The 12,981-nt window shown below is 60.9% G+C and carries 11 protein-coding genes; 7 read left to right on the forward strand and 4 right to left on the reverse strand.

All coding sequences use genetic code 11. The annotated features are described in order from the left end of the window. Positions 1-14: 14 nt before the first annotated feature. Positions 15-1,241, reverse strand: coding sequence for an ROK family transcriptional regulator (locus FY152_14405; GenBank protein ID UXS33366.1), 1,227 nt, complete (start codon positions 1,239-1,241; stop codon positions 15-17). A gap of 244 nt (positions 1,242-1,485) precedes the next feature. Between FY152_14405 and FY152_14410 the strand changes: the two genes are divergently transcribed. The 6 genes from FY152_14410 to FY152_14435 are packed head-to-tail and all read left to right on the forward strand — an operon-like array spanning position 1,486 to position 7,993. Next, positions 1,486-2,751 (forward strand): extracellular solute-binding protein, encoded by a 1,266-nt coding sequence (locus tag FY152_14410; GenBank protein ID UXS33367.1) that lies wholly within the window; start codon positions 1,486-1,488, stop codon positions 2,749-2,751. A gap of 15 nt (positions 2,752-2,766) precedes the next feature. Continuing rightward, on the forward strand, positions 2,767-3,708 hold the full coding sequence (locus FY152_14415) for a sugar ABC transporter permease (GenBank protein ID UXS33368.1): 942 nt from the start codon (positions 2,767-2,769) through the stop codon (positions 3,706-3,708). Then, positions 3,705-4,547 (forward strand): carbohydrate ABC transporter permease, encoded by an 843-nt coding sequence (locus FY152_14420; protein UXS33369.1) that lies wholly within the window; start codon positions 3,705-3,707, stop codon positions 4,545-4,547. Before FY152_14415 ends, FY152_14420 begins: the two co-directional genes overlap by 4 nt. Before the next feature lie 4 nt (positions 4,548-4,551). Then, a complete protein-coding gene (gene argH / locus FY152_14425; protein ID UXS33370.1) occupies positions 4,552-6,066 on the forward strand; it encodes an argininosuccinate lyase in 1,515 nt (504 codons plus the stop codon). Next, positions 6,066-7,106 (forward strand): sn-glycerol-3-phosphate ABC transporter ATP-binding protein UgpC, encoded by a 1,041-nt coding sequence (ugpC, locus tag FY152_14430; GenBank protein ID UXS33371.1) that lies wholly within the window; start codon positions 6,066-6,068, stop codon positions 7,104-7,106. The genes argH and ugpC overlap by 1 nt, the downstream gene beginning before the upstream one ends. After that, positions 7,103-7,993 (forward strand): carbohydrate kinase family protein, encoded by an 891-nt coding sequence (locus tag FY152_14435; GenBank protein ID UXS33372.1) that lies wholly within the window; start codon positions 7,103-7,105, stop codon positions 7,991-7,993. The genes ugpC and FY152_14435 overlap by 4 nt, the downstream gene beginning before the upstream one ends. Positions 7,994-8,008: 15 nt before the next feature. Here FY152_14435 and betC read toward each other — a convergent pair whose 3' ends face one another. Together betC and choX are read right to left on the reverse strand one after the other, a co-directional pair. After that, positions 8,009-9,523, reverse strand: a complete 1,515-nt coding sequence (gene betC, locus FY152_14440) for a choline-sulfatase (GenBank protein ID UXS33373.1) — start codon at positions 9,521-9,523, stop codon at positions 8,009-8,011. 15 nt (positions 9,524-9,538) lie between these two features. Continuing rightward, entirely contained in the window at positions 9,539-10,492 is a 954-nt protein-coding gene (gene choX / locus FY152_14445; protein ID UXS33374.1) for a choline ABC transporter substrate-binding protein, read from the reverse strand. 94 nt (positions 10,493-10,586) lie between these two features. On the opposite strand from choX, the gene FY152_14450 reads away from it, so the two are divergent. Further along, positions 10,587-11,483, forward strand: a complete 897-nt coding sequence (locus FY152_14450; GenBank protein UXS33375.1) for a LysR family transcriptional regulator — start codon at positions 10,587-10,589, stop codon at positions 11,481-11,483. Positions 11,484-11,513: 30 nt separating this feature from the next. Here the strand turns inward: FY152_14450 and FY152_14455 are convergent, their stop codons facing one another. Beyond that, positions 11,514-12,965 carry an aldehyde dehydrogenase gene (locus tag FY152_14455; protein UXS33376.1) on the reverse strand — a complete coding sequence of 484 codons (1,452 nt, stop codon included), beginning with the start codon at positions 12,963-12,965 and terminating at the stop codon, positions 11,514-11,516. Positions 12,966-12,981 lie beyond the last annotated feature (16 nt).

A 12,981-nucleotide genomic window follows, 5' to 3' on the forward strand; every position in this document is an offset into this window, starting at 1 on the left:
GTCTCCTCCAATATTCAGCCCGGCGCCTGCGCTGCGGCACCCGGGGACGTCTCCAGTTTCGGTGTAACGATGTCGAACAGCGGCAAGGCGGCAGCACCGAGCGCCGCCGTCAATTGTCCGGACTTGCCGTGCATGACGCGCGGCAACTCCCTTTGCCGCCGGCTTGCGACCGAGGTGGGCAGATGCCCCATCCGCGCAATGATCTCGCTGATGATGACTTCGGGCAGCGCACCGCCGAGAATGACCGTCTGCGGATCCAGAATATTCTCGAGCATCGCAACCATTGGCGCCAGATGGATGGCGGCCTCGTCGATCCACTCCAGCACCACGGGATTACCCGCCTTGAACAGGGCTTCGAGATCGTCGAGCTCCGTATCCGCGACACCGTCGCAGACGAGTTTTTCCTTGAGCACGTAAACGGAAGCATAGGCCTCCAGGCAACCTCTTTGCCCGCAGGAGGGACAAGGCCTTCCCTTCGGCGAGACGGTGACGTGACCGATTTCGCCGGCATTGCCGAATGCGCCGCGATAGGGCGAGCCCTCCTGCATGATGCCGAGGCCGATACCGACGCCGAAATAGATCATGCAGAAATTCGGGATTGCCAGCCCCGCGCCGAACAGGCGTTCGCCGACGGCAGCGGCCGTCGCGTCGTTTTCCACCACCACCGGCTGGCCGCAGGCATCGCTCAGCATCTGGCGGGCATCAATGCCGCCCCAGCCTGAAAGGGTCGTCGGGCCAACGGAGGTCATGCCATCGATCTCGAACGGCCCGGGCATGACGACGCCGGTGCCGAGCAACCTGCAACCGAGATTTTTCGCAACCGCGGCATGTTCGGCCGCGAAGGTCTTGAATATGGCGTCCGGCGTGGTGTCCCTGAGCGGCGTGATACGCTGGGTGCGCAACATGCCGGCAAGATCGAGGCCGACGGTGACCATATGGTCGGCAGCGATTTCCACGCCAATCGTTGCACCCCCGTCCGGATTGACGGCGAACTGGATCGGCGGCTGCCCCCTGCCGCTGCGGCGGCGGCCAAGCTCCTTCAACAACGCCTCACCCACAAGCTCATCGACGATATTGGCCACCGCCTGCGGCGTCAGATGCGTGATCTTGGCAATCTGGGCACGGCCGAGCGACCCGTGCCGCCGGACGATGTCGAGGACGACTCGCCGATTATGCTCGCGGCTCCGCTCAGGATTTTTTCCGATTGCTACGGGATAATCGTCCACCGTGTGCACCGTCATCTCTTCAACTTCCCGTCCGTTAGAAAATTCATAGCGTCGAAATGACAATAAGCGCAATATAATAATTCAAGTAAATTATCTTATTGACAAATGCCCGCCTTCAGAGAACCGTAGAGAGCGACCGGGGGTCAGGTTTGCATGGGGCGGAATTGATGAAATCCCGCTTCCGGCAAATCGATGAGCGCGCGCGAAAGCGCGGATAAAGGGAACGATCGCTCCGCATCCGGAAGACCGGACGGAGGAAATGGAGGCTTACATGCGCAGGGCAACTTTGTTCGCCGGCTTGGTTGCCGGTTTCAGTACATTTGCATTCAACGCCGCGCAGGCGGTTGAAATCGAATATTGGCAATATGTCTTCGACACACGCGTCAAGGCCATGGATGAGCTGATCGCGGAGTTTCAGAAGGCCAATCCCGACATCACCGTCAAGCAGGTGACCTTCCCTTACGCCGACTATCAGACGCGCGTCATTGCCGCCAACATGTCCGGCAAGGGCCCTGATGTCATGCAGCTGTTTTACGGCTGGCTGGACAAATTTGCAGCCGGCGGCATCCTGCAGCCCCTGCCGACCGATGCTTTCCCGCATGACAAGATCGAGAGCGATTTCTTCCCGATCGTCAGCGCCATGAAGCGTGGCGACGATTATTACGGCCTGCCGACAGCGGTGCGTTCGCTCGCCCTTTTCTACAACAAGAAGCTCTTCACGGAAGCCGGCCTTGACGCCGCCAATCCGCCGAAGACGCTGGACGAATTTGTTGCCGCCGCCGAAAAGATCGCCAAGCATGATGCCGCAGGAAACCTCACCGTTGCCGGCTCCACGCTTGATATGGGCGGCCAGGACCACCAATGGTGGCGCGAGGTTCTCATCCGCCAGTATGGCGGCGAGCCCTATACCGACAATGACCAGAAAGTCGCCTATGACAGCGAAGCGGGCGTTCAGGCCCTGAAATTCTATACGAGCCTGCAGCTTGAAAAGAAGATCGGTCAGGTGGGCTTTATGGATGAAGGCCAGGCCGCCTTCCGCGCCGGCAAGGCGGGCATGACCATCGACGGCACGTTCCGTCTGGGATCCTTCAGGACCATCAAGGATTTCGAGTGGGGCGTGACCGAGCTTCCGACCAATGACAAGAATATCCGCTCCAACTATGCCAGCTATTTCGCAAACGGCATCAGCGCCAAGACGAGCGGCGAAGAGCTTGAAGCGTCGAAGAAGTTCCTCGCTTACATCTCGTCACCGGAAGCCATGGCGATCTGGCTGAAGACCGTCGGCGAGTTGCCGGCGCGGCGGGCGGCGGCACTGACCGAAGAGAACCTGAAGGACCCGGTCTACGCGCCGTTCCTGAAGGGCCTCGAATACGCCCATACGACCCTGTTCAAGGACGAAGCCGCCCAGCGGCAGAATGCCATCGACATGACGAACCGGATTCTGCTCGAGGGTCAGTCCGTCGAGGATTCCGTCAAGCAGGCTGCCGGCGCCGAGCAGGAAATCATCGACGCGGCGAAACCTTAAACCGCAGGTCCAGACATGACAGCGATCGATCAACAGGGGGCGGCATCCGGCCGCCCCGGCGGCTCCATTGGAGATCGCCTTTCCATGCGCACAAAACGGCTTTTGTGGATCTGGAGCTTTCTGGCGATCCCGATCCTGTTTTACAGCGTCATCCGCTTTTACCCGACGCTGCAGGCGTTCTGGCTGTCCTTCACCAACTGGGACCTGCTGCGGCCGGCAAAATTCATCGGCATCGCCAACTACGTCAAGCTGTTCAAGGACCCGCAGTTCTGGAAGGTCTTCAGGAACACCTTCACCTATCTGATCATCGGTACGCCGATCAGCCTCGTTCTGGCTTTCGTGATCGCCTTTTATCTTGACCGGGTGCGCATTCTGCACGGCCTCATCCGCGCGCTCTATTTCCTGCCCTATCTGACCACGGCAGCGGCCATGGCCTGGGTCTGGCGCTGGTTCTATCAGCCGCCGCCCATCGGCATCATCAACGATGTCTTCGGCCTCCTCGGCATTCCGCAGCAGCCTTTCATACGCTCCACCGATCAGGCGCTTTATTCGATCATGGTGACGGCCATCTGGGCAGGTCTCGGTTTCCAGATCATCATCTTCATGGCCGGCCTGCGCGCCATTCCGACGACCTTCTACGAGGCCGCCCGCATCGACGGGCTCGGTGAATGGGCAATCCTCAGAAAGATTACACTTCCGCTTCTGAAACCCACCACCGTTTTCCTCGTCGTGTTTTCCTCGATCGGCTTCCTGCGCATTTTCGACCAGGTCTACAACATGACCACCAATGATCCGGGCGGACCGCTCGGCTCAACGAAACCACTGGTGCTGATGATCTACCAGACCGCGTTTAATTCCTATGCCATGGGTTATGCGGCAGCGCAGACGGTCGTCCTTTTCACCATTCTTCTCGTCGTATCGCTGATCCAGCTCTGGGTCCTGAGGGAAAAGAAATGAGCGAAGCGCCGCCACTCTCCCACGCCCGCATCCGCCCAGGCCGCATCATCGCCTGGACCATATTGTTCATCGGCGGCCTCATCATGGTCTCGCCGCTGCTCTTCATGTTCTCGACATCGTTCAAGACGGCGGACCAGGTCTATGATCTCAGGCTCATTCCCGCCGCACCCACGATCGCGAACTACATCACCGTCATGGCCGACGGCCGTTTCCTGCGCTGGTTCTTCAATTCGATGCTGGTTGCGGTCATCGTCACCGTGTCCAACTGCTTCTTTGACAGTCTAGTCGGGTACACGCTGGCGAAATTCGAGTTTCGTGGCCGTTATTTCATCTTCCTCGCCATCCTCTCGACGCTGATGATACCGACAGAAATGCTCGTCATTCCCTGGTATCTGATGTCCAGCCAGCTGGGCTGGCTCGACAGCTACTGGGGCATCATGTTCCCGGGCATGATGACAGCCTTCGGCACCTTCCTGATGAAGCAGTTCTTCGAGACGGTTCCCAACGACTTCATCGAGGCTGCGCGCGTTGATGGGCTCAACGAATTCCAGATCTGGTGGAAAGTCGCCCTGCCGCTGGTAACGCCGGCACTCTCCGCGCTCGCGATCTTCACCTTCCTCGGCAATTGGACGGCATTCTTCTGGCCTCTGATCGTCACGACAAGCAAGGAACTTTACACGCTGCCGGTCGGTCTTTCGAGCTTTGCCGTGGAGCAGCAGATTCAGTGGGAAATGATCATGACGGGCGCAGCCATTGCGACCATCCCTACCCTCATCGTCTTCATCGTCCTGCAACGCTACATCGTTCGCGGTGTGATGCTGGCGGGTCTGAAAGGATAATATCATGGCCGATATGAACCCGCGCCAGTCGGATACCAGCAAGTTTCCTGATCCGGTTTACAAGGAAACCGTGCTGCGCCCGCTTTTCGACGGCGCCAAGAAACACCACGTGGACGGTTTCCGCCGCATCGACCGCGCACACCTCGTCATGCTTCGGGAAACCGGCATTCTCGATGCGGACACGGCGGCGAAGATCGCCGGCGCGCTCGAAGACATCGACAGAACCATCGAACCATCGGAGCTGGTCTATACCGGCGAGGTCGAGGATTTCTTCTTCCTGATCGAAAAGGAACTGAAAGCCCGTATCGGCGTCGATGTCGCCGGCCGCCTGCACACGGCCCGTTCGCGCAACGATATCGACCACACGCTGTTCAAGATCGGCCTCAAGGACAAGATCGATACGCTCACCGCCAAGGCGCGTGTTCTGCTGAAAGCGCTGATCGATGCGGCCGAGCGCAATCAGTCCACGCTGATCGTGGCCTATACGCATGGGCAACCCGCCCAGCCCACCACCTTCGGCCATTACCTCTCTGCTGCCATCGAGGTGTTGATCCGGGATATTGACCGCTTCGCGGAGGCCCGCCGCATCGTCGATCTGTCGCCGATGGGGGCTGCCGCCATCACCACCTCGGGTTTTCCCATCGACCGGGCACGCGTTGCCGAATTGCTGGGGTTCGCCGCACCCTTACGCAATTCCTATTCCTGCATCGCCGCCGTCGATTATACGACGGCAACCTATGGCGCGATCGAGCTGATGTTCCTGCATCTCGGCCGGCTCATTCAGGACTTCCAGTTCTGGACGAGCTTCGAAGTCGGGCAGATCTACGTGCCGAATTCGCTGGTGCAGATTTCCTCCATCATGCCGCAGAAGCGTAACCCGGTGCCGATCGAACATCTGCGTCACCTCGCCAGCCAGACCTTCGGCCGGGCGCGGACCGTGCTTGACGTGATGCACAACACGCCCTTCACCGACATGAATGACAGCGAGGGTGAAACCCAGGGCATGGGTTACGAGGCTTTCACATCCGCTGGCCGCGTTCTCGATCTCCTCGCCAGCCTCGTTGGCCAGATCAGCATCGATCCTGAACGGGTTGACCAGAATATTCGCCGCTCCTGCATCACCATCACGGAACTGGCGGATTCGCTCGTCCGCATCGAGGACCTGTCTTTCCGCCAGGCCCATGAAATTGCCGCAACCGTCGCCAGAAGCGTCGTCGCGCTGAAGGGCGATCTGCCGAATGACGGTTACCAGCCGTTCCTCAAGGCCTTCCATGAGCTGACAGGGCGCGACACCGGCATCGACGAGGAAAAATTCAGGCAGATCGTCTCGCCGGAACATTTCGTCGCGGTTCGCAGCCGCTTCGGCGGACCTGCCCCAGAGCCGATGCGGGAGGCCATTGCGGCCTATCGAGACAGGCTTGGTGAGTTGGCAGCGGAAGCGCAGCGATCCGCCGAACACGAAGCGGCGAAGGCCACCGAACTGACAGAGAAATTTACCGCCCTGACGGGAGCGCGATAATGGCGACAATCGAACTCAATCAACTCGTGAAGCGCTACGGCAAGGTCGAGGCGGTCAAAGGCATAGATCTTGCCATTAAAGACGGCGAGTTCGTCGTTTTCGTCGGCCCTTCCGGCTGCGGCAAATCCACCACGCTGCGCATGATCGCCGGGCTGGAAGAGATTTCCGATGGCACACTGAAGATCGCCGGTAACGTCGTCAATGAGAAAGAACCGAAACAGCGCAACATCGCCATGGTCTTCCAGAACTATGCGATTTACCCGCATATGACGGTTCGCCAGAACATCGGCTTCGGGCTTTATACATCGAAGCTCGATCGCGCGGAAAAGAACCGGCGCATCGAAGAGGCCGGCCGGGTGCTGGGACTGGAAGCCCTGCTCGATCGCCGTCCCGCGGCCCTGTCGGGCGGCCAGCGGCAGCGCGTCGCCATCGGCCGCGCCATGGTGCGCGATCCCGCCGCCTTCCTTTTCGATGAGCCGCTCTCCAACCTCGATGCGCAGTTGAGATCGCAGATGCGCATTGAAATCAAGCGCTTGCACCAACGTCTTAAGACGACCACCGTCTACGTCACCCATGATCAGGTGGAGGCCATGACCATGGCGGACCGGATCGTGGTGATGAAGGATGGCCATATCCTCCAGGTCGGCACGCCGACGGAACTTTACGAGACACCGGTGGATATTTTCACCGCGCGATTCATCGGCAGCCCCTCGATGAACCTGCTGCGCGGCACCAAAAAAACCAGCAGCGTTACGCCCTCCGCCACGGGTGAGCTTTTGATCGGCGTCCGGCCACATGATCTGCTGGTCGGGGAAAACGGTGCTGCACAGGGAACGTTTACGCTTGAGGGAACGGTCACGGCCGTCGAGCCGCTCGGGCCGGAGACGCTTGTTCATCTGGATACCGACACCACCTCGGTGATTGCGACGGCCAGAGGCAAATCCATTCCCGCTGTCGGCAGCCGATTGCAATGCCAGGCGGAAGCAGGCGCGCTTTATCTTTTCGATGCGAAAACGGAAAAGCTTCTGGGTCGCGCATGATGACAACAGAAAAAACAGCCGTCATCAGCATCGGCCGGATCTATTGCGACCTTATTTTCACCGGGCTTGACGAATTGCCCGTTCTCGGCCGGGAACTCTTTGCCAGCGACATGGAAATAGCCGCTGGCGGCGGGGCCTTCATCGCCGCCGCGCATTTCGCCCATATCGGCCGCCCGGCCGCGCTGCTTGCAAGGCTCGGCACCGACACGCTTTCGCGCGCGATCGGCGAGAAGATGCAGCAAAGCGGCGTCGACCTGCAATTTCTGGAGCATTCGGCGGATGCGGGGCCGCAGGTCACGGTGGCAAGCGTGGTCGGGCAGGACCGGGCGTTTCTGACGCGCCGCGCCGGTGCCGTTCGCCCTTCAACCCTTGATGCCGCCTTTGCCTGGAACGAGGCATGCCATCTGCATATCGCCGAATTCGCCACGTTGCACGAAATCCCCGATCTCGTCTCCCGCGCCAAGGCAAACGGCCTCTCCGTCTCGCTTGATCCGAGCTGGGACGCGGCACTGATATATGACAAGGGGCTGCTCAAGGCCTGTGCGGGGGTCGACGTCTTTTTGCCCAATCTTGAGGAAGCCGAAGCGATCACGGGTCATTCAGAACCGGAAGCGGCCATTGGGGCACTGGCGGAGGCTTTTCCCCTCGTCGCCCTCAAAGGCGGCGCGCAGGGCGCATGGGTATCCTCTTCAGCCGGGCTTCGGCACGCGGCGGCTCAAAAGGTCCCGGTCATCGACACGACGGGCGCGGGCGACGCCTTTAATGCCGGCTTTCTTGACGCATGGCTTCGGCGGCAGGGCGACGAACAATGCCTCAAGGCGGGTGTTGCGGCGGGCAGCCTTGCGGTGCAGGCGGCGGGCGGCGCGCCAAGGGCGACCGCCGCGTGACGCGCCCTGCCCGCGTCATTCCCCGCGCGGAAAGCGCTGGTTTTCCTCCAGCACGTTAAGGTCCATGTGGTTTCGCATGTAGCGTTCGGAGGCTTTCTGCAGAGGCTGGTAGTCCCACGGATAATAGGCGCCGTTGCGCAGCGCCTTGTAGACCACCCAGCGCCGTGCCTGGCTTTCCCGCACCGCCGCGTCGAAAACCGGGAGCTGCCAGCGCCGGCCGATTTCAGCGGAAAGCGATGAAAGAACGGCGCTGAAAGCAGGATCACTTGCAAGGTTCGTGCGTTCCTCAGGGTCTGCCTCGAGATCATAGAGCAGCGGCGGATCGGCCTCGCAAACCGACAGCTTGTAGCGGCCGTCGCGGAGGGCAACGAGCGGTGCGATGGAGCCTTCTGCGGCATATTCCATCGGCACCGGACCACGCCCGCCGGTTCCCTTGGCCAACGCCGCCAGATCCTCGCCATCCGTCCAGCGTTTGAGTGACGTAATATCAAGCCCGGCAAGTCCACACAGCGTCGGCGTGACATCGAGTGTCGAGACAGGGGCATCGATCAAAGCCGGCTGCCAACCGGGTGCGGCCACCATCAGCGGCACACGGGCGGAACCTTCGAAGAAACACATCTTGAACCACAGGCCACGCTCACCCAGCATATCGCCATGGTCTGACAGGAAGAGGATGATCGTGTCCTCCTCCATCCGCGTCGCCTTCAGAACCTCGAGAATTTCGCCGACCTTTTCGTCGATATAGGAGATATTGGCGAAATAACCGCGTCGTGCCCGGCGTATCTCTTCGGGCGAAATATCGAAAGCCCGGTGGTCGCAGGCTTCCAGCAGCCGTTTCGAATGCGGGTCGTGTTCATCGAAGGAAAGCGCTTCCGTCTCTGGGTCGAGCGCCGGGCAGTCTTCATAGAGGTCCCAGAATTTGCGCCGCGCCACATAGGGGTCGTGCGGGTGGGTGAAACTGACCGTCAGGCACCACGGCCGGTCATCGAGGCGGCGCGACAGGTCGTAAAGCTTGCGGGTGGCGTGATAGGCGACCTCGTCGTCATATTCCATCTGGTTGGTGATTTCGGCGACGCCCGCACCGGTGACCGAGCCGAGATTGTGATACCACCAGTCGATGCGCTCACCCGGTTTGGTATAATCAGGCGTCCAGCCGAAATCCGCGGGATAGATATCCGTCGTCAGGCGCTCCTCGAAGCCATGCAGCTGGTCGGGCCCGACGAAGTGCATCTTGCCTGAAAGGCCGGTGTAATAACCCGCCGCCCGCAGGTGGTGCGCATAGGTCGGGATATCGGAGGCAAATTCGGCGGCATTGTCATAAACCCGCGTCCGGCTCGGCAATTGCCCGGACATGAAGGAGGCGCGGGCCGGTGCGCAGAGCGGGCTTGCCGTATAGGTGTTGGCGAAGCGGACAGACCGCTCCGCCAATGCTTTCAGATGGGGTGCGTGGAGGAAATCGGCCGGGCCATCGGGAAAAAACGTCCCGTTGAACTGGTCGGCCATAAGGATCAGGATATTGGGACGCGGCATTTCCACTTTCCGATTTTAGAGGCCAAGCTTGCCTTTGACGGCGTCCGCACCCGGCTTGCCATCCAGCGTGGTAACGCCCTGCAGCCAGCCATCCAGCGCCTGCGGATTGGCCTTCAGCCAGGCCGCTGCCGCCGCCTTCGAATCCTCACCACCGAGAATGGAGCCCATCAGGGTATTTTCCATGCCGATATCGAATTTGAGGTTCTTGAGCAGCGTCGCCGCATTCGGGCATTGCTGCGGCCAGCCGGTGCGGGCGAGCGTATAGACTTCCGCGCCACCGAAATTCGGGCCGAAATAGGCGTCACCGCCGGAGAGATAGGCAATATCGATCTTCTCATTCATCGGATGCGGCGCCCAGGCGAGGAAGACCACCGCCTTCTTGTCCCTGCCCGCCCGTTCCACCTGCGCGAGCATGGCCTGCTCGCCGGATTCGACGAGCTGCCAGCCCTTCAGGCCGAAATCATTGGCGTCGATGATCTTCTGGATATTCTGGTTGGCCGGTGCGCCCGGCTCAATTCCGTAAATCTTGCTTTCGAATTCATCGGCATGTTTAGCCAGATCGGCGAAATCCTTGACGCCTTTTTCCGCCATATAGGCCGGCACTGCCAATGTGAACTTGGCGCCTTCGAGGTTCTTCGTCATCACTTCGGCCGCCTTTGCGGCGTTCAGATCGTCCACGAAGGATTTCTGCGCCGGCATCCAGTTACCGAGGAAAACGTCGATCTCTCCGTTTTTCATAGCCTGATAGCCGATTGGCACCGACAGCGTCTTGACGTCAGCCTCATAACCCAAGGCATCGAGCAGGACGGAGGCGACGCCATTGGTGGCGGTGATGTCGGTCCAGCCTGGATCGCTGAGGCGGATCGTCTTGCAGGCCGCATCATCGGCCGCCTGAAGCGGGGTGGAGAAGGCCGCCACGGACAGAAAAAGACCGGCGGCGATGCGATGCAGATGAGAAATGGTTTTCATTGCGGCTCCCCTTTTATCAATCCAGTTTATTGAACACCACGTTGCTTTTGCCTGTGAAGCGGGTATTTTTCGATAGTTGATATAAGGAATTTTAATGTCAGACCGGCCGCTTGATCTGGGATGGATGCGCATTTTCACCGAGGTTGCCCGCTGCGGCAGCCTGACGGCGGCGGCGGCATCCCTGCGGCTGACGCAGCCGGCCGTCAGCTATCAGATTCGCCGGCTGGAGGAGGAACTGGGTGTGGCGCTCGTGCAGCGCAGACATCGCGGCATCGAACTGACCACGGAGGGTCAGAGGCTGTTCGAGATCGTCTCGCGCAATGTCGATGCCATCGACCTTCTCGCACAACAGCTGCGCCGGACGGAGGAGCGGCAGACCATCCGTCTGCACACGGACTATGCCTTCTCGTCCCTGTGGCTCATCCCGCGCATGCACGGATTTCGCGCGCTCAACCCCGACATCAACATCCAGATCGTCGCCACGCAGGATCCACTCGGCCAGGGCAAACACGATAGCGACGTGATGATCATTTTCGGCACGCGGCAGGAGGCGGGTGACGGAGCGGTGCTACTGCTCTCGGAAAAGGTCACGCCGGTCTGCTCGCCTGCCCTGCTGGCCGGGACACCGGCACCCGCAACCGTTGCGGATTTTTCGCGGCGGAAGCTCATCCACCTCGAAAACACCTCACAGGCGCACTGGTTCGACTGGCCTTCCTATTTCAAGCATTTTGGCGTGCAGAGAACGGCCGACCATGATGGCGGCGATATCAGCTTCAACAACTACACCATGGTGGTGCAGGCAACCATTGGCGAGCAGGGTTTCGCGCTCGGCTGGGCCGGACTGGTCGATCCGCTGCTCGAGGCCGGCGTGCTGGTGACGGCAGGCCCAAGCCTCGACGCACCGGGGCGCGGCTACTGGCTGATGCGGCCGAAAAGCAGCGACAGCGCGGTGAGAAAACTCACCGGCTGGCTGATCGACGAGCGGCGATGACGCCGCCCGCCAGCCTGTACCATTTCCGGTTCAAATGGGGTAATGCAGCGGCCCATCCTGCAGCGTGACCCAGCGCAGCTCGGTGAATTCCGCAATGCCCGCCGTGCCGCCGAAGCGGCCGTAACCGGACGCCTTGACGCCGCCGAAAGGCATCTGCGCCTCATCGTGAACAGTCGGGCCGTTGATGTGGCAAATGCCGCTTTCGATGCGGGCGGCAATGGCAAGCGCCCTTGCCTGATCCCTGCCGAAAATCGCCGCGGAAAGACCGAACTCGGTTTCGTTGGCGATGCTCACCGCCTCATCGATGCTGCCGGCCCGGATGATGGAGACGACGGGACCGAAGCTTTCCTCGGCATAAAGCCGCATGGCGGGCGTGACGCCATCGACGGCGATCGCATCCACCATCGTGCCATTGCCGCCGCCACCGGCAACCTGCCGTGCGCCCTTGGAGACGGCATCATCCACCAGCGACCGAATGCGCGATGTCGCTTCGGCGCTGACCAGCGAGCCGAGCGGTGTTTTGCCCTCACGCGGATCGCCGGCCGTGAGGCTCGACGCTTTTTTGGCAAAGGCCTCGACAAATGTATCGGCGACACTGTCGAGCACGATGATGCGTTCCGTCGACATGCATATCTGGCCCTGATTCATATAGGCGCCGAAAGCGGCAGCCGCGACAGCCGCATCGATATCAGCATCGTCGAGCACGATGAACGGCGCCTTGCCGCCAAGCTCCAGCAAAGCGGGTTTAAGGTAACGGCCGGCGGTTTCGGCAATCACCCGGCCGACGCGGGTCGAGCCGGTGAAATTCACGCGCCTGACGGCGGGGTGCGCGATCAGCGTATCAACGATCTTCGCCGCATCTTCGGGCGCATTGGAGACGGCGTTGAGCACGCCCTTGGGCAGACCGGCGGAAGCGACCGCCTCGATGATCAGCGCATGGGTGCGCGGGCACAGTTCCGAGGTTTTCATGACAACCGTGTTGCCGCAGGCAAGCGGCGTGGCGATGGAGCGCACGCCGAGAATAACAGGTGCATTCCACGGCGCCATGGACAAGACGACGCCCGCCGGCTGGCGCAGCGCCATCGCCATGGTTCCCGGACGGTTGGAGGGGATGATCTCGCCCTTGATCTGGGTGGTCAGGCTTGCCGCCTCCACCAGCATATCGCTCGCCAGTTTGACGTTGAACCCGGCCCAGGCATCGGTTGCGCCAATTTCTTCCTTCATCGCCTGGGTAATATCAGGCCCGGCGGCGAGAAGCGCCTGCGCGGCAGCCAGGAGCAGGCGGCGGCGTTCACCGGGCGGGGTTGCCGACCAGACGGGAAAGGCCGCGGCCGCGGCATCGGCCGCACGGGTGGCGTCCTCTACCGTTGCAGCCGCCGCACTGGTCGCCACGTCGCCGGTAATGGGGTTGCTGCGTTCGAAGCGCTTGCCGCTCGCGGCCGGGCAATGATCGCCGCCGATGAAAAGATTGACAGTCTGCATGGTCTTTCTCCTGAGT

Origin of the sequence: Agrobacterium tumefaciens, from assembly GCA_025560025.1 — a bacterium.
Lineage (GTDB): Bacteria > Pseudomonadota > Alphaproteobacteria > Rhizobiales > Rhizobiaceae > Agrobacterium.

What these genes read in the sequence shown, in the direction of transcription:
- FY152_14405 (UXS33366.1), bottom strand. Translation starts at nt 1,241, where the DNA reads ATGACGGTGCACACGGTGGACGATTATCCCGTAGCAATCGGAAAAAAT.
- FY152_14410 (UXS33367.1), top strand. Translation starts at nt 1,486, where the DNA reads ATGGAGGCTTACATGCGCAGGGCAACTTTGTTCGCCGGCTTGGTTGCC.
- FY152_14415 (UXS33368.1), top strand. Translation starts at nt 2,767, where the DNA reads ATGACAGCGATCGATCAACAGGGGGCGGCATCCGGCCGCCCCGGCGGC.
- FY152_14420 (UXS33369.1), top strand. Translation starts at nt 3,705, where the DNA reads ATGAGCGAAGCGCCGCCACTCTCCCACGCCCGCATCCGCCCAGGCCGC.
- argH (UXS33370.1), top strand. Translation starts at nt 4,552, where the DNA reads ATGGCCGATATGAACCCGCGCCAGTCGGATACCAGCAAGTTTCCTGAT.
- ugpC (UXS33371.1), top strand. Translation starts at nt 6,066, where the DNA reads ATGGCGACAATCGAACTCAATCAACTCGTGAAGCGCTACGGCAAGGTC.
- FY152_14435 (UXS33372.1), top strand. Translation starts at nt 7,103, where the DNA reads ATGATGACAACAGAAAAAACAGCCGTCATCAGCATCGGCCGGATCTAT.
- betC (UXS33373.1), bottom strand. Translation starts at nt 9,523, where the DNA reads ATGCCGCGTCCCAATATCCTGATCCTTATGGCCGACCAGTTCAACGGG.
- choX (UXS33374.1), bottom strand. Translation starts at nt 10,492, where the DNA reads ATGAAAACCATTTCTCATCTGCATCGCATCGCCGCCGGTCTTTTTCTG.
- FY152_14450 (UXS33375.1), top strand. Translation starts at nt 10,587, where the DNA reads ATGTCAGACCGGCCGCTTGATCTGGGATGGATGCGCATTTTCACCGAG.
- FY152_14455 (UXS33376.1), bottom strand. Translation starts at nt 12,965, where the DNA reads ATGCAGACTGTCAATCTTTTCATCGGCGGCGATCATTGCCCGGCCGCG.